The organism is Corynebacterium sp. KPL2838, from assembly GCF_040225455.1.
Classification (GTDB): domain Bacteria; phylum Actinomycetota; class Actinomycetes; order Mycobacteriales; family Mycobacteriaceae; genus Corynebacterium; species Corynebacterium rhinophilum.
On record NZ_JBEHFT010000038.1, the window covers coordinates 1 to 18,564 of the forward strand.

Sequence of the window (18,564 nt, forward strand, 5' to 3'; positions counted from 1 at the left end):
CCTAAAAATCCCGAGTTAGGGATCCGCCCCCGTCCACCCCACCCGCGAGATTGACAAACTACATAGAAACACCCCCTTTTCTCATCCCAGTGAAAGTTGGGAGGGAAGGGGGCTCGTTGCTGCCATTTGTCTCTATCTGCTACCGCCCGTGCACCTGGTTCTGAGCAATTTCCAGCCCGTGGCTGGGGATTAGCTCCACTGCCTCCGCCGCGGTGGGCAGGGTGAAAGCGAGTTCCTCGCGCTCCTTGGCATTGAAGTTGCGCAGCACATAATCAGCTGGATCCTGGCGGCCCGGAGGACGACCAATGCCAATGCGCACGCGCATGTAGTCCTTCGTGCCCAATGACTTCGATGTCGAACGCAGGCCATTGTGGCCATTCTCGCCCCCGCCGCGCTTAAGGCGCACCACACCCGGGTCTAGGTCCAGCTCATCGTGGACCACCACGACGTCGGTAGGTGCGACATTGAGGAACTTCGCCAGCGCCGCGACCGGCCCACCCGACAGATTCATGTACGTCCGGGGCTTAGCCAGAATCACCTGTCGCTCGCCACCATCGGAGGTTTTAAACCGAGTCTGCACAATCTCAGCATTCGATTTCTTGTGCACGCTAAACGACGAAGGCATCGGAGAAGTCCGGCTGGCTAGTTCATCTAGCACCAGATGTCCGACGTTATGGCGGGTGAGTTCATATTTGGGCCCAGGGTTGCCGAGCCCCACGACAAGCAGAGGCGTGGTGGAGACGTTCATGAGTTCAATCTTGGCACACCGTGCACGGTCTTATGATTTTTCTGCGGGTGACTCTTCACGTTGATTGACTTTGAAAACGCCCCGTACTGGTCAAACAAAACTACAAGGAGCCGCGGCTCGTACACCTCGCCCGAGATAGCTGCGGCTTTCTGCTGCGCGTAGCGGTGTTCCATCTCCGCATGCACCCACTGGATAAGGCGGACATGCTCCGCGTCGGTTGAGGTGTACATCACCACATTGGGTAGGTGCTGCACCAGGGGAACGTAGTCCGAGCTACCTTTACCGTCGGCAATCATTACATCGGCACCCGCGAGCACGCAGCTAGTCAGCAGCCATGAGGCCCAAAACGACTTACCGCTACCAGCGCCGCCGCCGACCAGTGCGTGCGGTGAGCGCGCCATAGCAGCCGACAGCACTTCGCCGTCCGCCGTGCGGCCCTGCACCCACGCCAGGCGCGGATACGCGGCAACAGATGACGCGTAAAACTCTTCCAACGAGTCGGTGCCAGTTACATGGAGTTGCTCGTCTGCGCCAGGCACCCAGGGGGTCATGCGGGCAGCCCTCGGCGGGGTGACGATTGCCACACGGTCAGCGGCCAAACGGCGCAGTTCAACGTCGCATTTCACGACACCGCGCAGCTTTTCAACAGTCCGGTTCCAAACGTCGAACCCAACAGTCGGCGGGGTTTTCACTGCCAAATAACCGCGACCGTCACCTGTCACACCCCACCCCTGCGGAGTAGGGCAGAGGTAGGAGGTCACCCCGTCCGCGCGTTTAGTGACGTAGGCGAGACCCAGCTTGTGCATGGTGTGGTTCCAGTGTGCCAGCGTCGTGGACTGCACCAGCTCCTAGAGGCCGCGCGCGTCGCGCTTGACGAGCTGATAGCCGCGGGTGGCTTGCATGTCGTGACCCGCGACCTGCGCCGTGAGGCCATTGCTGGTTACGTCGTAGAAACCGGCGGAGCGCAGGGCTTCCACCGCGTCGCCGGTGTCGAGTTCCAGTGTCAGGCCTACGCTGTCCGGCTCAAACCGCACCACGTGCTCGTGCCACGGCTGCGGGGAAAACACCGCGCCGTAGATACGCAGCAGCTCGTGCACAGAGTCAGCGGGCAGCTTGCCGACCCCCGGCTCATGGAACGAGCCGCCCTTTACGTGCTGGGCAAGCTGTGAGTAGCGTTCGCGGTAGCTGGCGAGGTCAGCGACTGCCTCGTTGATAAGTGCGGGGCCGCAAAAACCCTCGTCCACGGTGTCCGTCTCTGCTACTTGCTCCGTGTCACCGGGAACCTGCGGCAGGGTGTCGTCGCCGAGTCCGGCGAAAAAATCTTTAGCCATTTTCTTACTCCTAAACGTTTGTCCATGACTCCGTTGCGACCTCCGCGTCCGGCCGGTCAGCGGTCGTCATGGTGAACACAAAATTGCCGTTTGACTGGTCGATATGAAAATCAAAAAGGTCTTTCACATTGAGGCGGCGACGAATGCGCTCCTCATTCTTTTCCAAGTCAGCGAGGCGGTACTGCGACGGCGCGGACACTCGCGCTTCCACGTCGCCAGTTTCCGCTAGTGGGGTCAGCGACACGGTGCAGCAGCCCGTGTGGAAAGCCTTGCCATTCTCGTCGTAGGTGGTCTTCGCCAGGCCGCCAGCCTCTAAAGCGTCGTCCAAATCAGCGAAGCGCCCGCGCCCTGTCTTCTGGTCGAACACGACCGTCACGGCACTGCGTGGCGGTACCCGCACCTCGTACCGGCGACCCCTGAACCATGCGGCGAGCCACAGGGCAATGGCGGCGACCGCCGTGTACCCGGCAGCAGCATTGTGCAGCAGCACCGAGACCAGATACAGCGCGGCGAGCACGGCGAGCCAGCGGAGCCACCGCCTGCGCCAGGTGGGCTGCCACAGCCACCGCGGAGTGTCGATGTGCGGCAGGCTCCACTGCGGGCGGGGAAGCCCCAGCCTGTCGAGCAGCCCGGCGCGGTTGTCCGTCTCCTGTGGCGGGGCGAAGTCAATGTCGGGGTCGCCGAGCGGCTGCATGATGGTCGTCTCGTCGTTATCTACTGGGTAGAAGACGCGGGTTTCGTCATTCATCGTTACCTCCGCAAATCATGGTGTAGGCGAGGAGATAGGTGGCATAGGGCTGCTTCACGCGCCCCTCGTCCAGTGCCTCGTTGTATATCGAGTACCGCTTGGAGGCGCTGGCCTCGCCGCATACCCACGCTTCCTGTGGTAGCTCCTCGCGCCAGCCGGAGTCACAGCCGTCGGGCACCAGGTAGGTGTCCGCGTCCGGGTCAGAGTTCACTTGGAAAGCGGGCGGGGTGCCAGTGCCGACCCACTGGAAGCAGGCCTTTAATATGTCGGGACGGTAGGGGCGGACTTGGCCGAGGTCGTCCACAAGCTGCTGCCCGCGCTCGTACGGCGACGATGTAATGGACGGCGTAGGCGACGGAGTAGAGGTGGCTGTCGAGGTCGGACTAGCTGTCACCGTCTCACCACTGCCACTGGTGCCGTGCGGCAGCCACAGCCACACGGTCAGCAGTGCCAGTGTAGTGCAGGCTGCATACGCTAGACGCGACACATCACGCGGGTGCGGGCGGCCGCCGCCATATTTCGCGGTAAGTAGCTCCGGGCCGGGAAGTGTGGAAGAAAATTCTTCGAACTCTCTTTGCGCGCCGTCGCTGTGAAACGGCGGCACGTCGAGGATTACCGATTTCATGCCGCTACCTCCAACCTAAGCGTCACTGTGACGTTTTCCCGTGTACTCACAGCAGACCTCCTAATAGGTGGAGTAGCTGGCTGGGGTCGATTTCCGCAGCGGCTCCGCCGCCACCGGCCAGCAGGAAGCCGAGGCCGACGTAGCCCAATTTCTTTTTCATGCTCCTGCTCATTTCCCGGTCACCAGCCCCAGCGCCTCGCGCAGCGGGCGGGCAGGCCACCGCAGCACACGACCCACCTGGACGGCAACAATTTCCTGGTCTCCCACGACGACATCGTCAAGCGTGCTTCGCTGCTGCGCCGTGACTCTGTCCCCGGTGCATTCGACGGCACTATCTCGGTTGACCGCGAAAACAACATTATTTGGGCAAACGGCACCCCGATCCAGGTCATCTACTCCAATGACCCGGCTACTGTTGACTACACCGCGTACGACCTCAACGATGCGATTGTCATCGACAACACCGGCCGCTGACGTGACCGTGAGGGGCTGTCACAGCACCTGCAGTCCAAGGGCGTTTCCAAGGTTCTGCTCACCGCGCCGGGCAAGGGCGATGTGAAGAACATCGTCTACGGAATTAACCACAGCATTATCGAGGAGTCTGACAGCATTTTGTCGGCAGCCTCCTGTACTACCAACGGCATTACCCCGGTGCTCAAGGTGATCAATGACCGCTACGGCGTGGCGCACGGCCACGTGGAAACCGCGCACTCGTTTACCAATGACCAAAACCTCATTGATAACTACCACAAGGGCGAGCGCCGCGGCCGCGCCGCTGGCCTGAACATGGTGCTTGCCGCCACCGGTGCTGCCAAGGCCGTGGCCAAGGCCCTGCCTGAGTTCGAAGGCAAGCTGACCGGTAACGCCATCCGCGTTCCCACCCCGGACGTGTCCATGGCGGTGCTTAACCTAGAGCTGGAGCAAGAAGTCGACCGCGATGAGGTCAATGACTTCCTGCGCAATGTCTCCCTGCATTCGGATCTGCGCCAGCAGATTTCCTACATTGCCTCCCCAGAGGTCGTCTCTAGCGACTTCGTGGGCAATACCAATGCCGGCATCGTTGATGGCATCGCCACCATCGCCTCCGGCAAGCACTTGGTGCTCTACGTCTGGTACGACAACGAGTTTGGCTACTCCAACCAGGTCATCCGCGTGGTGGAGGGGCTTTCTAATGCCCGCCCGGTGGTCCTGCCCAAGCGCTTATCTCCCTCTGAGCTTTAAGCTCGCATAATTTAAGGCCCGCGGAGTCCCCGCGGGCCTTAGTTATTTAATCGGTAGGGCGAAGTGCCCGTGTGCGCAGCAACCGCCTGGCGGCCCACGAAGTAATGGCGGCGAAAAGGAGGGTCATTATCGCAGCACAGGCGTAGCGTCCGGGAGAATCCGCATTCATCGGCCAGGCGGGGAAGGCAACGAGCCAAAGGATAGTCTTCGCGAGGACATCGCCGCCTACCGTCACGGAGACAATGGTGCCGACGATTGTCAGAGCAAGTGAGCTCCAAATACCAAAGCGGATGACGACGATGAGAGATATCACCGTAAGGACGTATCCCACGCCGATGGCTAGGGGTAATTGCGCTGGTACGGTTAGGGCAGCACCACCGGCGAAGATAACCGCGAGCGAAGCACACGTGCACACCGCTGTGATGATGCTCAGTAACCACAGGAGAAGGGCAGTAGAGCAGTGGCGAGATTCTGTATAAACAATTGGCCACGCGCCCGAGAACCCCGGCCAGACCAGCATAGGAAGTACACCGGCACCCACGGGGAGAAGCAGAAATACGAAGAATCCCTGTACATAACGTGGTGGGTAGATAAAGGCAATAAAGAACAGAGCTAAGGCGCTTGATACCAAGCACGTAATGACCGCTGGTGTCATTATGGCCCGGTGAAACCCCCGGAGCGCATCGGCACGGCGCGAGTGGGCAGCGGCACGAGAGACAGTGGCAGGCTGCCAACCCTGAGCTGGCGTGGCGGCGGTACTGACCGTGGGCGCCGTAACGCGCCGGCGTCGGGAAAGCGGACGTACTCGGCCAGGCGTCATGGTCGCGGTCAAAGAGCCTGCTACAGCGAGGATGAGGCACAACGCCAATGCCGGAAGCGGGCTTTCCTGCAGGAGTGGATCGCCAGGCTCGAGCGGAACCGAATTCTGGTGGATGCGCAGCGCAGGCAATAGTAACCGTAGCGGCCAGGCGGGCGGAAAGGCCCACCATAGCGGCCCCTCGACAACGCGAGGAAGCACACTAATGACCTGCCAGATAACCGCGAGGATAAGCGTGACGGCAAGGCCCAGCCTGCGGGCGCCTGCGGTCGCAAGCCCCGCGATGCCAATAGCCCCGATCAAAGAATAAGCCCCAGCGATGATGAGCAGCTGGTGGTCTGTCCGTGCTTGTATTGCAACCGCCGCCCAGGACAGACCGAAATTAAGTAGGTGAAATACTGCGAGGCTTGCCAAGACGATGAGGAACCGGGAGGCATGCTCGTAGCGAGGATGAAGCCGGCGCCATAGGGTGCCGCCGCTACGGCTGAGTGCCTCGCGGCGCTCAGGAATGCCAGCAAAAAGCGCTATGAGTGGAGCGTACATGCCGGTGATAAACATGGACTGCCAGCCAAGAACCCCGGTAGCGTCCTCAGCGGAGGAGGTGAACGCAGAAAAGAATACCGTCATTATCACTAGGGGCAGGGCGAGTAATGGTAGCCACTGCAGGGCGCTGCCGCGGCTGCGCAGTAGTTCTGCTGAGAGATACCGTCGATACTGGTTACTCATCGGTCTCACCATCTGCAGAAGTCAGGCGGAAGAATTCGGCTTCCAATTCACCGCTGGGGGCGAGTTCTTGCAGGGAGCCGGAATACCGGATGGTGCCTTGGGACAGGATAGTGATGTCATGGGCTAGGTGAAGGACCTCACCGAGTTGATGGGAGCTGACCACGACTGTGTGCCCAGCGGCGGCGAGCTGCTGGAGGAGCTGGCGCAGCTCCGCGATGCCCTGTGGATCGAGTCCATTTTGCGGTTCATCAAGCAATAAGATTTCTGGATCACCGAGTAGGGCCTGGGCTAAGGCCAAGCGGGCTTTCATTCCGGTGGAAAAAGACTTTGCCTTCTTAGAACCAGCTCCGGCTAGACCAGCAATGTGCAAGACACGGTCGATTTCAGTATCAGGCAATCCGAGAAGGCGGGTATGCACGCGGAGGTTATCCGTGGCAGAAAGGTGGCCATAGAAAGCCGGCCCGTTAACCGAGGCACCAACATGGTCGAGAACCTCGCGCGACCATGGTTTGCCAGCCACGCGCACCGTTCCCGAATCGGCGGGCAGAAGCCCGAGGAAAATGGAAAACAAGGTGGACTTGCCGGCGCCATTTCTCCCGAGCACAGCGTGTACGCGGCCAGGTGAAACACGAAAACTTATATCCCGCAGTACTGCCTGGGAGCCGAAAGACTTTGTGATGTGTTCGAAAGAAACCTCATAGCTCATACGAAAAGTATGAGCCGCGTTACTGCCTTAATCTTCAGCCCTCGAGACGGTCTTCGCGCCGGGGTAGTCCTACCACAGTAGGAGACTAGGCAATGCCAGCTTTGTGCGCCAGCAGCACCAAAGCCACGCGGTCGCGTGCAGCTAGCTTGGACATCAGCGCGGAGACATGCGTTTTTACCGTGGTATCTGCGATAGACATGTGGCCGGCAATCTCGCTATTTGTAGCACCGCGCGCGATGAGCGCGAGCACCTCCATCTCGCGCCGAGTAACTAGGCTAAGCCCTTGGCGTTCGTGCGGACTGAGCTGGCTGTGCGTTAGCGCCTTGCGGTAGCCCTCTAAAACAGGGCCCGTTACCTGGGAGGCGAGGACAGACTCGCCCTTAGCAACGTCGCGTACGGCTTGTACCAGAACCTCTGGATCAGCATTTTTTAGCAAGAATCCATGCGCACCGGCGGCAATAGATTGGGATACCAGATCTTCTTCATTGAACGTGGTGAGCATGATGATCCGGCAGTCAGGGGTGCGGGAGAGAATGGCTTGAGCCGCGGCGATTCCATCCATGCCAGGCATTCGTATATCCAAAATGGCCACATCAATGCGGAATCGAAGTGCCAAGGAGACGGCGTCGCCTCCGGAGGCTGCGGTAGCCACCACCTCAATATCTTCCTGCGCGTTCAAGATGGTCGATAAGGCAGCGACGAGCATCGCTTGATCGTCTGCAAGCATGACGCGAATCTTAGGCATGGTTGTCCTTGTGTAATGGAAGTTCCGCATCCAGTGTAAATTTCTGGGCATCACCATTGCTGGTTAAGTGTCCGCCTAACGCTTGGGCGCGTTCCTTAACTCCCACCAAACCCACACCGCTGCCGGATACCTCACTGGGCGTAGGCGACGTAGCGGTGGAGGTGAGGGTGACTCGTGCGGCATCGGAAAGCGTAAGTTTTAGCCGCACATGCGTGCCGGGGCCTTGATGGCGCAGGGCATTGGTCAGCCCTTCAGAAATGATGCGCACTACGGCTAGCTGAGTCAGCGCGGAAACCTCGTAGGAGGAAGGCAATTCCGCGTCAATCTTCAGACCAGCGGTGCGAAAGCCATCGATGATGCTCTGTACATGCTCGAGCTGCTGCGCGGGTTCTAACGCCGTGGGCCCCGTACTGCGTAGCGCCGTGACGATGCCGCGCACTTCCTCCAGCGCGGAATCCGCACCATCGCGAATGCTCTTCAAAGTGGACTCTGCGGCGGTGGTATCCGTGCGCGCGGCGATAATCCCGGCATTAGCCTGAACCTTGATCAAGGTGAGGGAATGGGCCAAGACATCGTGCAATTCCCGCGCAATGAGTAAGCGCTCTTCCTCCTGCGCTTGGTGGAACCGTTCTTGAGCTAAGCGCTCGCGTTGCCTATCCAGATCAAAATAGCGTGCGGCGATGAAATAGGCGCTGCCGAGCACTGCCCAATGCACCACCAGCAAGGCGATGTAGCGGCGATCTAGCTGGAAAGATAATAAAAAGGACTCGGGGTCAATGCGCCACATAGCAGGCGATACAAAGGAACCCAGAAACGCGGCGATAAGCACCGCGCGGGGAATTGAGCGGCGTTCCACGTAGCGGGAGGTGGCGTAGACGGCCATCGGCGCGGTCAATGCCCATGGGGTGACCCCGAGGTTTGCTGGTAGCTGGCTTATCCACGCCGCGGCCCACGCACCAAGGAGGACGATAAAGCCAGCTGCGCTGAGTACCGGTTTGGTACGCCAGACCCAGATGAAGGGTAAAAATAAAAGCGATAGCGCTGCTTGGATGAGTTCGATAGCACCGGGATTCGCCCATGCACTAATGAGATAAAACACCGCGATGAGCGCTGCCACCGCGGTGAGGATTTTATCCCCCAAGCGTGTTCTGGCGACGGTGTCAGTGCTCATAGTCGGACATAGTAGTACGCCTTCGGGGGGACTACTTCTTTTTGTCCTTCTTCTTGCTTTTCTTCTTACCCTTCTTTTTAGACGAGTCCTCTAGCTTGGCGGCTACATCCGGCACATAGCGGAACTCTTCGCGGTCTGGGCGCTCGTAGGTCTTGCCATCGGAATCGGGACGGTGTGGGATTTCCGGCAGCTCGCGCTCGATCTTTTCGTAAGGGATGGTATTGAGCAGGTGCGAAATGACGTTGATGCGCGAGCGCTTTTTATCCTCAGACTCCACGGTGTACCACGGCGCGGTCGGGGTATCGGTGTGGATGAACATGGCATCCTTGGCGCGGGAATAGTCTTCCCAGCGGGTAATGGATTGGAGATCCATGGGGGAGAGCTTCCAGCGGCGCAGCGGATCATTGCGGCGGGATTCAAAGCGCTTAATCTGCTCTTCATCAGAGACAGAGTACCAGTACTTGCGCAGGATGATGCCGTCTTCCACAAGCATCTGCTCAAAGGTGGGAGCCTGGTGCAAGAAGCGGACGTATTCTTGGTCGGTGCAAAAGCCCATGACGCGCTCAACGCCGGCGCGGTTGTACCAAGAGCGGTCAAAGATGACGATTTCGCCCTTGGTCGGCAGCTTTTCCACGTAGCGCTGGAAATACCACTGGCCCTGTTCGCGCGAGTTCGGGGCCGGAAGAGCCTCGATCCGGCAGGTGCGGGGGTTGAGATACTGCGTGATGCGCTTGATGGCAGAACCCTTGCCGGCGGCGTCGCGGCCTTCCATGATGATGACCACGCGGGCGCCGGTTTCAACAACCCACTGCTGCATATCGACGAGCTCTGCTTGCAACCGCTCGAGCTCTTTTTCGTAGGCCTTCTTATTCAGCTTCTTAGGGGATTTGCTGCTTTTGGTGCTCATTCTTCCAGCTTAACGGCTTGGTGGCCCTATCTAGAAAACTGGTGTGCCCTCGTAGGAGTGAGAACCCAACCACAGCTTGTGCGGGGTATGTGCAGCAGGCTTAGAGGCCGGGCTCGCCGTAGCGATTGGTATTAGAAATATGACCGAGCCCTTCGATGTCTATGGCGACCGTATCGCCATCCTGGAGGAATTGCTGCGGGTCGCGGGCAAACCCAACGCCTTCGGGCGTACCGGTCACGATGACGTCACCGGGGTTGAGGGGATAGAGCTGTGAGCAAAATTCGATGAGCTCAGCGATGGAAAAGATGAGGTCATCGGTATTGTCTTGCTGGCGCACCTCGCCATTAACCGTGGTGGTCAGCCGCGCGCTTTTGCCCGGCGCCCATTCATCAGGGGTGGTCAGCCAAGGCCCAAAGCCTGCGGTGCGATAAAAAGACTTGCCCGCGTGGAACTGGCTGGTCTGACGCTGAAAATCGCGCAGGGTGTAGTCATTCATGATGGAATACCCCGCCGCGTAATCTAATGCGTCTGCGCGGGTTACGCGGTGCGCGCGCTCGCCGATGACCACCGCTAGCTCACCCTCATAGTCCAGCTTCTGGGTTGCGTACTCGGGGATATAGACGTCATCGTAGGGGCCAGTCAGAGCATCGGCGAACTTGATGAACAGCGTGGGGTGCTCTGGAAATTCACGGCCCATTTCCCGGATATGCTTGGCGTAATTAAGGCCTACGCAGATGATCTTCCCTGGCGTTGGGACGACTGCTTCTAAATCATGCTGATTAAAGACTATTGGCTCGCCGGATAGTTGTGCGGCCTTGCGCCAATCTTCGCTGCGCAGCAGCGCTCCTACGTCTTCGTAGTCCAGCTCCACTCCCACATTATCGCCTTCAATGCGGATTGCGGAGTTGCCGAACGCGGTGCGAAGAGTAGCCAATTTCATGCCAGCTAGTCTAGCGCACTCCTTATTTCTGCTACTGCGTCAGCGCAGAGGATGGGGATCTCCACCTTTTCTTGTTTGGACCACGGCTTGAGCACAAACGATGCCGGATCCATCCGGCCTGGCGGCCTTCCGATGCCGATAGAAAGGCGCTGATAGTCCTTAGTACCGAGCGACTTCGTAGTAGAGCGCAGACCGTTGTGCCCGTGATCGCCACCGCCTTGGTGCAATTTCACGGTCCCGAAGTCGAGTTCTAATTCATCGTGCACCACCACAATATCTGCGGGTGCCAGATGGAAGTACTGGGCGAGTGCCTTGATCGGCCCGCCAGACAGGTTCATAAAGAACCGCGGTTTAGCGCAGATTACCTTGCGCCCGGATAGCATTCCTTCCGCGACCTCGGTATTAGTCTTCTTATACACCGAAAAGCTGCTCATTAATTCACCGGCGAGCTCATCGGCAACGTCGAAGCCGACATTGTGTCGCGTGCCGGAATACTTCGGGCCAGGATTGCCAAGGCCTACTACGAGTAGTGGAGTCACTGCATTATTGTCGCATAAATTGAAATTCTATTGGAAATACAAGTCTATGCTCCATAGAATATGCCGCCGAGTATCATTGCTGCTCGGCTCCTAAAAATACCTCTTACAGCGGTGGACTTGGGGAAGTATCGTAGTGATTAAGGAGGTGCGCCCCATGTCCGAAAAATCAACTGAAGTTGATCGCGAAACCGAAAATGTACCTAGTAGCAAAGTTGCTGCTGCGCGGCTCATTATCAAGCGCGCTAAGGAAGGCAAGGGCAAGATTGAAATCACGCCTAGAATTCGTGAACTTGCCGGACAAGATTTATAAAACCATCTATAAAACTGCGATATCGCCGTGAGCATTGCTGCTCACGGCGAAATGCGTTTGGGGGAGTGGGAAACTACTCCTCGGAGTCGTCGGATTCGGAGGACTCGCCTTCGCCCTCTTCGTCGACGGAGTCGGCACCAGCGTCGGCGCCGCCTTCCTCAGCAGCCTCAGCGGCCTCTTCGAGCTCCTCGTCAACCTCAGGCAGGGAGATGGAGAGGATAACGGTCTCTGGGTCTGCCACCAGGGTGGTGCCTTCCGGCATGGTGATGTCGGCGGCGGTGATGACCTCGCCGTCCTCGAGGCCCTCGATGGACAGCTCGATCTCTTCCGGAATGCTTAGTACGTCAGCCTCAACCATGAGGACGTCTGCATCCTGAATGTGCATGGTGCCCGGTGCGGACTCGCCGGTCAGGGTAATCGGAACCTCAACCTCGACCTTCTCGCCGCGCTTAATCAGCAGCAAGTCAACGTGGTCGATGTCCATGGTGAGCACGTTCTGGTCAACGTTCTTGACCATGGTCAGGTACTGCTCGCCCTCAAGCTCAAGCTCCAGAACGGCGTTGACACCGTTGTTGCGAACGAGGGACTGGATGTCCAGCAGTGGCACTGCGAAGTGTACGGGCTCCTGGTCGCTACCGTAGATTACGCCGGGAACCTTCCAGTCGCGGCGCAGGCGGCGGGCGTAGCCCTTGCCAAAGACGGTACGTGGTTCTGCTTTAATAATTGGGCGCTCTGCCATGATGCAATCTCCTTTGTCGGTGTAGTGCGGCGAGGCTATCGAAGGTATAAAAACGACGAAAGCCTGCCGATGAACGTCTTGGACGAGTCATCGCAGGCGTCAATAAAAGCAACATGCTCTAACTTCAATCGCGTCGATAACGGCTTCCCAATTTTTGAGTCGCCCTCGCCGAGACTGAGTTAGATTAGCATCTCTCGGCCGACGAAACCAAAACCCACCCCGTTAATCTTCCTTCGCGCCCTTTCCTCAGATTGCGCCCTTCGCGCTCACCGGCGGCGCGTATATCTGTAACTCGGGTTACGCAGTGAGCGCGAAGGGCGGGTGGGAGAACGGCAGGCTGTGGTGCTTGCGCGTACCTGCGACGCCCTTGGCGCTCACGGGGATGGAAAACACCAACACCCCGCCGTTCACGGTGAGCGCGAAGGGCGGGGTGCGAGGTGTAGTGCGACCGGCGAAACGCTTATGCGCGATCGAAAAGGGTAGTCACGGAACCGTTTTCGAAGATCTCGTGGATGGTCCGAGCCAGCAGTGGGGCGATGGACAGGACCTTGAGGTTGGACCAGCCTTCGGTGGACTGCGGCAGGGTATCGGTGGTGATGACTTCCTCGGCACCGCACTCGGACAGGCGCTCGCGGGCAGGGTCAGAGAAGACGCCGTGGGTGCAGGCGATGATGACCTTCTTTGCGCCCGCTTCCTTGAGCACACGCACGGCGCCGGCGATGGTGCCACCGGTGTCAATCATGTCATCGAGAAGCACGCAATCCTTGCCCTCAACTTCACCCACCACGCGGTTGGAGACCGTCTTATTGGCCTCGGTATTGGAACGGGTCTTGTGGACGAAGGCCAGCGGGGCATCGCCCAGGTCGTGGGCCCACTTTTCGGCGACCTTCACGCGGCCGGCATCGGGGGAGACTACGGCGATGTTATCGGTGGCGTACTTGGACTTGATGTAGTCGGTCAAGATGGGCTGGGCGTGCATGTGGTCCACCGGGCCGTCGAAGAAGCCTTGAATCTGGTCCGTGTGCAGGTCTACCGAGACGATGCGGTCCGCGCCGGCTGCCTGCAGGAGATCTGCGACCAGGCGAGCGGAAATGGGCTCGCGGCCCAAGTGCTTTTTATCCTGACGCGCATATGGGTAGAACGGCAAAATCGCAGTGATGCGCTTAGCGGAACCACGCTTCAGTGCATCGATCATGATGAGCTGTTCCATCAGCCACTTATTGAGCGGTTGGGAATGCGATTGCATAACGAAGCAGTCAGCGCCGCGCACGGACTCTTCGAAGCGGATAAAGATTTCGCCATTGGCGAAGTCCCGGGCGGTGGTAGGAACCAGATCAGTCTTGAGTTCCTTTGCCACTGCCTCTGCCAATTCTGGGTGTGCGCGCCCAGAAAAGAGCTTCATGTTCTTGCTACTACCAGTTACTTTGCCAGTCATAGGAGAATATGCCCCTTTACTTTTCGTTGTCCTGTGCACGGGCTGCGGCTTCTGCCGCTGGGGTGCCCGGACGCTTCTTTTCAACCCAGCCTTCGATATTGCGCTGTTTGCCACCGGAGACTACGAGTGCTCCCGCGGGAACATCGTCTTTAATTACTGTACCCGCACCGGAGTACGCGCCATCACCGACATTGACTGGAGCGATAAACATCGTATCTGAGCCGGTGCGCACGTGGCTGCCAATGGTGGTGTGGTGCTTGTTCACACCGTCGTAATTGACGAAAACGGAGGACGCACCAATATTTGATTCCTCGCCCACGGTGGCATCACCAATATAGGTAAGGTGCGGCACCTTGGTACCGCGGCCGAGCTCGGCATTCTTCGCCTCGACGAAGCCGCCGAGCTTGCCGTCTTCGCCCACGATGGTATTCGGGCGAATATAGGTAAATGGCCCGATCTTGGCGTTGACGCCGATGACGGAATCGCTGCCGTGCGTGCGGACCACGGATGCGCCGGTACCGATCTGCATATTCGTCAAGGTGGAATCCGGGCCGACCTCGGCATTATCGGCGATGCTCGTTGCACCCCACAGCTGGGTGCCGGGGTGGATGGTGACATCGGTGCCGATGGTGACATTGACACCAATCCAGGTGGTTTCCGGATCGATGATTGTGGCACCGCCGCGCATGGCTTTTTCCACCATGCGGCGATTGAGCTCGCGGCCGGCGGCGGCCAGCTGCACGCGGTCATTGACCCCGGCGAGTTCCTGCGGATCGGCGGCCACGTGCGCACCCACGCCATGTCCGGCGGTGCGGGCGATTTCGAGGACATCGGTAATGTAGAGCTCGCCCTGCGCATTATTGGTATCAAGCTTGGTCAGGGCATCCCGCAATGTTGCCGCATCGAAAGCGAAAACACCGGAGTTGACCTCATTAACTAGGCGCTGTTCTTCGGTGGCATCCTTGTGCTCCACGATGGCGGACACAGACCCGTCTGTGTCGCGAATGATGCGGCCATAGCCGGTGGGATCTGCAATGCGCATGGATAACACCGTGACCGCATTGCCTTGAGCGGTGTGGGTATCGCGCAACCCCTCGATGGTTTCTGGGGTCAAAAGCGGCACATCACCGTTGGTGACGATGATGGTGCCTTCGAAATCAGAAATTGGGCAAATCCCGCAGGACACGGCATGGCCGGTACCGCGCTGTTCTTCCTGCAGGGCCTGCACGACCTCACGGTCCAGCTCATTCGCAATTTTTTCTACGACGGGCGAGACCTGCTCGCGCTGGTGGCCCACGACGGTTACGAGGTGATCCGGGTTAATACCCGCCGCGGCGTGCAGCGCGTGTCCAAGCAGCGTGCGACCGCCAATTTCGTGCAAAGTCTTTTGCTTTGTGGATTTCATGCGCGTGCCGGCGCCCGCCGCAAGGACGACGACGGCACTTGGGGTAGTTGCTTCCACGGTCAACAAAACTCCTGGGGGTTGAGTTTGATTAGTTCTTCGGGCTTTATCTTATAGTCCATATTTAAACTATGTGCGAGAAACCTCCTTAAGGCTGCCCGCGCGCCACACTCCAATAAAGCCGACGAGCGCCAAGAAAATCAACGCTGCCTCTGGCCCCGCGAGAGCGATGACGGAAGAAATACCACCCACGATGAGCAAAATAATGCCCATCATGGTGTTAGCCGCACCCACGTACTGCGTCCTTTTATCCCCACCGGCCATATCCACTACGTAGGTCTTTCGCGCCACGCGAACAGACGTATGCGCGAGATTGACGGCAAAGAAGCCGAGCGGCATGACCCAAGCATTCATAGCGTCTGGGGCCCAGTGGGAACTAGCCACGATGAGCAGGATGATAACGGAGGAGGCGGCAGCACCAGCCGCCATGGTGTTTTTGGAGGATTTATCCGAAAATATGCCAGAAACTCGCCCACCGATAAGTGAGGCCAAACCAGAGGCAATCACGAAGCCGAAGACACCAGATAGGTCATCGTGCAGCAGCACGATAAAAGCGGTAGAAAGCGCCGAGACCAGCAGCAGTGCGCGAACGATGACGAAGTTGCGGAACTGGGCATCGTCAGTGAAAAGCTTCCACGTATCTGACCACCAGCTCTTATCGATGCCCTCTTGTTCCCCCTCCGGCACCGGCTCTTCCACGTGCGAAAATACCCACGTGGCAATGGCCCAGGTAGAAGCGCCGACCAATAAAACGATGCCCATAGTAGAGATCGTGAGATCCCCCAAGAGGAATAAGATGACACCGGCAAGCAGGGTGGCCCCGCCGCCCAAGGCCGTTGCGGATCCAGTCACCCGGCCGCGCTGTCCCTTGGAAATCGTGCGCGCTTGGACGTCTTTGCCAGCGATGGAACACAACGCGCGGAACAGGGAAAGCGCCGCCAATGCAAGAAGTACAATCACGCCCAACCATGCGCCGCGTATAAAGAAAGCTGCAAGGGCAATCACGGCGGCGGAGATAGCTTGGCCGGTCGAGCCGATCATCCACAAGCGCTTGCGTGCGCGGTGCGTGGTCACCCAGGGGGTAAGAGCGGCCTGCGGCAGCATGGAGCCAGATTCCCGGATAGGGGTAAGCAGGCCGGTGAAGAAGGCGGGGACGCCTGCCGCATTAAAGAGCGCCGGCAGCACCGTTTTGGAGGCAACGATCTGGTCGCCTAAATTTTGTAGGCCATTGGACCAGATGAAGTACCTGGCATTTGAGTTAGACATGAAAGAACTTTCGAGATAACCGAGACAAAGCGGGATAACACTGTAATCCGGTCAGAAGAGACCGTCTATCAACTTTACTCACTTCCTACCCCTAGAAAGGGCGAAACCGCTGCGATCGGCTATGTTCAGTAGTTGTTATGCACGACGTGGATCCCCTCATCAACACGATGTACCAGGCCTTCGATCTGATCGGAGTGGCCTTGAACGGCATCATCGGTGGCACGATTGCCCGCCGCCGCGAATTCGACATCGTCGGGTTTATTTTCCTCGCCTTATTTTCCGGCCTGGCTGGCGGCATGATCCGCGACATGCTTATCGATGACGGCCCCGCCGCCGCCATTTCAGATCCCTGGTACTTGGGCCTTGCCTGCACCGGGGCGCTGACCGCCTTTCTCATGGAGCTGAAGGGAAAGGCGTGGGAGATTTTTCGCGAGCACGGCGATGCCATCATTTTGGGTATGTGGTCTACCACCGGTTGCGTGAAGGCACTGGCTGCGGGCATGCCTATGATCCCGTGCGTGTTTTTAGGTGTCTTAACCGCCGTCGGCGGGGGAATGGTCCGCGATGTCGCCTCCGGTCAGATCCCTTCCATTTTCGGCGGCAGCCCCCTCTATGCAGTGCCGTCTATCGTGACCGGCATCGTCATGGTGACCTTTGCATCCTATGACCAATTCGCCTTGGGCATGGTGGTTTCCCCAATCGTCGGCAGCGGCATGGCCATTATTTCTTACTGGAGGGGATGGGTCTTGCCCCGCGCCGGGGTTGCGCCAGTGAACTACACCGCGGCACAGGTGGCCGCGATTGCCAAGAAGGCGGAGCTAAAAGGCTTTCGCCGCGGCCGGCGCAAGCGCTAGCGGCTTAGATGGGGCATCGGCCTACAGCGTCGCCAGCTTTAAGGCAGGTTGGTGACGATGGCGATGATGATAAGGATAATAAGGACAAGAACGCTCCACCTAAGGAATGGATCCTTGGTTAAGGGCAACGGCTCCTGGGAGTCGTCATCAGGTTCCGGGGAAGACGGGGAGTGTGGAGCGTTCATGGCAGGAATCCTTCCGAGTGCAATGGTGCCTCAATGCTAGTGAGGGTGACTACAGATTATCCACTGCGTACTGTGCTTCTTCAGCGGTGAACTTTTCGCCGTATTCGCTCACGAGTTGGTCATAGATGGCGTTGGGTGACATGCTCATCGTTTCTTCGTAGGTGCGGGCCGTTTGAAGAGCATTATCGTGATAGTCCGCTTCCAAATTATCAATGGCGTACTGGGCGGCTTCCGGGCTGAATTGTTCGCCGTACTCGCTGCTGAGCTGGTCGTACAATCCCTGCTTGGACATGTGCATGGTATCTGAGTACAGCTTGGCACTCTTTAACGCATTTTTGAATTCGCGCGGGACGTTCTGGTCATCCTGCGTGGCGTGGGAATCTTCGCCTGCATCAGCTTCCTGGGCTTCTTCCTCCGGGGTGGCCTCCACCGCGTCTTGCTGGGTGGTTTGGTCCGTGGAGTCTGTGCTGCTGCTGTTTTCATCATCGCTGCCGCCTAAACCGGCAATGATGGCGATAACGATGAGGACACCGAAGATGATCGCGCCCCATTTGAGGCACCCGCCCTTTTTCTTCTGCGGCGCGTCAGCTGGTGGTTGACCAGCCTGTGGTTGGCCCGCGGGTTGAGAATTATTGGAATACGGAGAGGGAGAAGGGGAGGGGGTACTCATGGTGAGCGTTCCTTTCAATGTGGGTGAGGGATATGGAAGAAAGTTTTCCGACATTGGCCACATTGTCGTGACTGTGGTCGAGAGAGATTAGCGAAGTGGATCTTTAGCAACATGGACAGTGGAATCTTGCACATCACCCAGATCAACGACGATGGTGCAGGAATAGAACTCCCGGACTGGGGTGCCCAAGCCATTGGGGAAATCAACTTGGCCAAAGGCGTGGTACGTCCGTGGCGAATCGGTTATAGAATCTGGCGACTGAATATCAATCTCTTCTGGAAAACTGACTCCGCCGGGATACTTGGCCCGGTTGGTTACTTGCTCGCGACATTTATCCAAAGCAGGGACCTGACCCCCTTTTGGTGGACACCTGATATCCAGCCTAGTCGGGCTGGGAAGAAAGGTAATCTACCACCATG

21 protein-coding genes and 1 pseudogene are annotated in these 18,564 nt (G+C 58.4%); 4 read left to right on the forward strand and 18 right to left on the reverse strand.

Features of this window, described 5'->3' with window-relative positions:
- Positions 1-139: 139 nt before the first annotated feature.
- Genes pth (ABRP98_RS10095) through ABRP98_RS10115 form a run of 5 tightly spaced genes read right to left on the reverse strand, consistent with a single transcriptional unit; the run spans position 140 to position 3,452 of the window.
- A complete protein-coding gene (gene pth, locus ABRP98_RS10095) occupies positions 140-748 on the reverse strand; it encodes an aminoacyl-tRNA hydrolase (protein WP_349859058.1) in 609 nt (202 codons plus the stop codon).
- Positions 745-1,554, reverse strand: a complete 810-nt coding sequence (locus tag ABRP98_RS10100) for an FtsK/SpoIIIE domain-containing protein (RefSeq protein WP_349859059.1) — start codon at positions 1,552-1,554, stop codon at positions 745-747. The genes pth (ABRP98_RS10095) and ABRP98_RS10100 overlap by 4 nt, the downstream gene beginning before the upstream one ends.
- 42 nt (positions 1,555-1,596) lie before the next feature.
- A complete protein-coding gene (locus ABRP98_RS10105) occupies positions 1,597-2,079 on the reverse strand; it encodes a hypothetical protein (protein ID WP_349859060.1) in 483 nt (160 codons plus the stop codon).
- 10 nt (positions 2,080-2,089) lie between these two features.
- Positions 2,090-2,827: a hypothetical protein gene (locus ABRP98_RS10110; RefSeq protein WP_349859062.1), complete on the reverse strand. Its 738-nt coding sequence runs from the start codon at positions 2,825-2,827 to the stop codon at positions 2,090-2,092.
- Positions 2,820-3,452: a hypothetical protein gene (locus tag ABRP98_RS10115; RefSeq protein WP_349859063.1), complete on the reverse strand. Its 633-nt coding sequence runs from the start codon at positions 3,450-3,452 to the stop codon at positions 2,820-2,822. The genes ABRP98_RS10110 and ABRP98_RS10115 overlap by 8 nt, the downstream gene beginning before the upstream one ends.
- Positions 3,453-3,722: 270 nt before the next feature.
- Here ABRP98_RS10115 and ABRP98_RS10120 point away from each other — a divergent pair.
- Positions 3,723-4,673 (forward strand): annotated as a pseudogene (locus ABRP98_RS10120) (glyceraldehyde-3-phosphate dehydrogenase); the annotation flags it as partial.
- A 46-nt stretch (positions 4,674-4,719) separates the two neighbouring features.
- Here the strand turns inward: ABRP98_RS10120 and ABRP98_RS10125 are convergent.
- From ABRP98_RS10125 to pth (ABRP98_RS10155), 7 genes are all read right to left on the reverse strand, one after another.
- Positions 4,720-6,216 carry an ABC-2 family transporter permease gene (locus tag ABRP98_RS10125; protein ID WP_296090675.1) on the reverse strand — a complete coding sequence of 499 codons (1,497 nt, stop codon included), beginning with the start codon at positions 6,214-6,216 and terminating at the stop codon, positions 4,720-4,722.
- Positions 6,209-6,922, reverse strand: coding sequence for an ATP-binding cassette domain-containing protein (locus ABRP98_RS10130; protein WP_284771104.1), 714 nt, complete (start codon positions 6,920-6,922; stop codon positions 6,209-6,211). Before ABRP98_RS10130 ends, ABRP98_RS10125 begins: the two co-directional genes overlap by 8 nt.
- 85 nt (positions 6,923-7,007) lie before the next feature.
- Positions 7,008-7,667 carry a response regulator transcription factor gene (locus tag ABRP98_RS10135; RefSeq protein ID WP_349859065.1) on the reverse strand — a complete coding sequence of 220 codons (660 nt, stop codon included), beginning with the start codon at positions 7,665-7,667 and terminating at the stop codon, positions 7,008-7,010.
- The gene (locus ABRP98_RS10140) at positions 7,660-8,838 is read right to left on the reverse strand and encodes a sensor histidine kinase (protein WP_349859067.1); all 1,179 of its coding nucleotides are present in this window, start codon (positions 8,836-8,838) and stop codon (positions 7,660-7,662) included. Before ABRP98_RS10140 ends, ABRP98_RS10135 begins: the two co-directional genes overlap by 8 nt.
- Positions 8,839-8,869: 31 nt before the next feature.
- Positions 8,870-9,745, reverse strand: coding sequence for a polyphosphate kinase 2 (gene ppk2 / locus ABRP98_RS10145; RefSeq protein WP_349859069.1), 876 nt, complete (start codon positions 9,743-9,745; stop codon positions 8,870-8,872).
- 100 nt (positions 9,746-9,845) lie between these two features.
- On the reverse strand, positions 9,846-10,685 hold the full coding sequence (locus ABRP98_RS10150; RefSeq protein WP_349859071.1) for a fumarylacetoacetate hydrolase family protein: 840 nt from the start codon (positions 10,683-10,685) through the stop codon (positions 9,846-9,848).
- A 5-nt stretch (positions 10,686-10,690) separates the two neighbouring features.
- A complete protein-coding gene (gene pth / locus ABRP98_RS10155) occupies positions 10,691-11,224 on the reverse strand; it encodes an aminoacyl-tRNA hydrolase (protein ID WP_349859072.1) in 534 nt (177 codons plus the stop codon).
- Between the two features lie 154 nt (positions 11,225-11,378).
- On the opposite strand from pth (ABRP98_RS10155), the gene ABRP98_RS10160 reads away from it, so the two are divergent.
- Complete coding sequence (locus tag ABRP98_RS10160) at positions 11,379-11,534, forward strand: hypothetical protein (RefSeq protein WP_023027927.1); 156 nt, start codon at positions 11,379-11,381, stop codon at positions 11,532-11,534.
- A 73-nt stretch (positions 11,535-11,607) separates the two neighbouring features.
- On the opposite strand, the gene ABRP98_RS10165 is transcribed toward ABRP98_RS10160, so the two are convergent.
- From ABRP98_RS10165 to ABRP98_RS10180, 4 genes are all read right to left on the reverse strand, one after another.
- On the reverse strand, positions 11,608-12,273 hold the full coding sequence (locus tag ABRP98_RS10165) for a 50S ribosomal protein L25/general stress protein Ctc (RefSeq protein WP_349836387.1): 666 nt from the start codon (positions 12,271-12,273) through the stop codon (positions 11,608-11,610).
- 460 nt (positions 12,274-12,733) lie between these two features.
- Positions 12,734-13,708, reverse strand: a complete 975-nt coding sequence (locus ABRP98_RS10170) for a ribose-phosphate diphosphokinase (protein ID WP_284771310.1) — start codon at positions 13,706-13,708, stop codon at positions 12,734-12,736.
- Positions 13,709-13,724: 16 nt separating this feature from the next.
- Positions 13,725-15,170 carry a bifunctional UDP-N-acetylglucosamine diphosphorylase/glucosamine-1-phosphate N-acetyltransferase GlmU gene (glmU, locus tag ABRP98_RS10175; RefSeq protein WP_349859074.1) on the reverse strand — a complete coding sequence of 482 codons (1,446 nt, stop codon included), beginning with the start codon at positions 15,168-15,170 and terminating at the stop codon, positions 13,725-13,727.
- A gap of 69 nt (positions 15,171-15,239) precedes the next feature.
- Positions 15,240-16,436: an MFS transporter gene (locus ABRP98_RS10180; RefSeq protein ID WP_349859076.1), complete on the reverse strand. Its 1,197-nt coding sequence runs from the start codon at positions 16,434-16,436 to the stop codon at positions 15,240-15,242.
- A gap of 137 nt (positions 16,437-16,573) precedes the next feature.
- Here ABRP98_RS10180 and ABRP98_RS10185 point away from each other — a divergent pair, with 137 nt between their 5' ends.
- Complete coding sequence (locus tag ABRP98_RS10185) at positions 16,574-17,290, forward strand: trimeric intracellular cation channel family protein (protein ID WP_349859078.1); 717 nt, start codon at positions 16,574-16,576, stop codon at positions 17,288-17,290.
- Positions 17,291-17,328: 38 nt separating this feature from the next.
- On the opposite strand, the gene ABRP98_RS10190 is transcribed toward ABRP98_RS10185, so the two are convergent.
- Both ABRP98_RS10190 and ABRP98_RS10195 read right to left on the reverse strand, forming a co-directional pair.
- Positions 17,329-17,475, reverse strand: a complete 147-nt coding sequence (locus ABRP98_RS10190; RefSeq protein ID WP_349859080.1) for a hypothetical protein — start codon at positions 17,473-17,475, stop codon at positions 17,329-17,331.
- Between the two features lie 49 nt (positions 17,476-17,524).
- Entirely contained in the window at positions 17,525-18,145 is a 621-nt protein-coding gene (locus ABRP98_RS10195; protein WP_349859082.1) for an Ltp family lipoprotein, read from the reverse strand.
- A gap of 126 nt (positions 18,146-18,271) precedes the next feature.
- Between ABRP98_RS10195 and ABRP98_RS10200 the strand changes: the two genes are divergently transcribed.
- Positions 18,272-18,564: hypothetical protein (locus ABRP98_RS10200; RefSeq protein ID WP_349859083.1), on the forward strand; the 293-nt coding region annotated here is incomplete at its 3' end.

Coding starts and splice junctions, on each gene's coding strand:
- pth (WP_349859058.1), bottom strand. CDS start 748: ATGAACGTCTCCACCACGCCTCTGCTTGTCGTGGGGCTCGGCAACCCT.
- ABRP98_RS10100 (WP_349859059.1), bottom strand. CDS start 1,554: ATGCACAAGCTGGGTCTCGCCTACGTCACTAAACGCGCGGACGGGGTG.
- ABRP98_RS10105 (WP_349859060.1), bottom strand. CDS start 2,079: ATGGCTAAAGATTTTTTCGCCGGACTCGGCGACGACACCCTGCCGCAG.
- ABRP98_RS10110 (WP_349859062.1), bottom strand. CDS start 2,827: ATGAATGACGAAACCCGCGTCTTCTACCCAGTAGATAACGACGAGACG.
- ABRP98_RS10115 (WP_349859063.1), bottom strand. CDS start 3,452: ATGAAATCGGTAATCCTCGACGTGCCGCCGTTTCACAGCGACGGCGCG.
- ABRP98_RS10125 (WP_296090675.1), bottom strand. CDS start 6,216: ATGAGTAACCAGTATCGACGGTATCTCTCAGCAGAACTACTGCGCAGC.
- ABRP98_RS10130 (WP_284771104.1), bottom strand. CDS start 6,922: ATGAGCTATGAGGTTTCTTTCGAACACATCACAAAGTCTTTCGGCTCC.
- ABRP98_RS10135 (WP_349859065.1), bottom strand. CDS start 7,667: ATGCCTAAGATTCGCGTCATGCTTGCAGACGATCAAGCGATGCTCGTC.
- ABRP98_RS10140 (WP_349859067.1), bottom strand. CDS start 8,838: ATGAGCACTGACACCGTCGCCAGAACACGCTTGGGGGATAAAATCCTC.
- ppk2 (WP_349859069.1), bottom strand. CDS start 9,745: ATGAGCACCAAAAGCAGCAAATCCCCTAAGAAGCTGAATAAGAAGGCC.
- ABRP98_RS10150 (WP_349859071.1), bottom strand. CDS start 10,685: ATGAAATTGGCTACTCTTCGCACCGCGTTCGGCAACTCCGCAATCCGC.
- ABRP98_RS10160 (WP_023027927.1), top strand. CDS start 11,379: ATGTCCGAAAAATCAACTGAAGTTGATCGCGAAACCGAAAATGTACCT.
- ABRP98_RS10165 (WP_349836387.1), bottom strand. CDS start 12,273: ATGGCAGAGCGCCCAATTATTAAAGCAGAACCACGTACCGTCTTTGGC.
- ABRP98_RS10170 (WP_284771310.1), bottom strand. CDS start 13,708: ATGACTGGCAAAGTAACTGGTAGTAGCAAGAACATGAAGCTCTTTTCT.
- ABRP98_RS10180 (WP_349859076.1), bottom strand. CDS start 16,436: ATGTCTAACTCAAATGCCAGGTACTTCATCTGGTCCAATGGCCTACAA.
- ABRP98_RS10185 (WP_349859078.1), top strand. CDS start 16,574: ATGCACGACGTGGATCCCCTCATCAACACGATGTACCAGGCCTTCGAT.
- ABRP98_RS10190 (WP_349859080.1), bottom strand. CDS start 17,475: ATGAACGCTCCACACTCCCCGTCTTCCCCGGAACCTGATGACGACTCC.
- ABRP98_RS10195 (WP_349859082.1), bottom strand. CDS start 18,145: ATGAGTACCCCCTCCCCTTCTCCCTCTCCGTATTCCAATAATTCTCAA.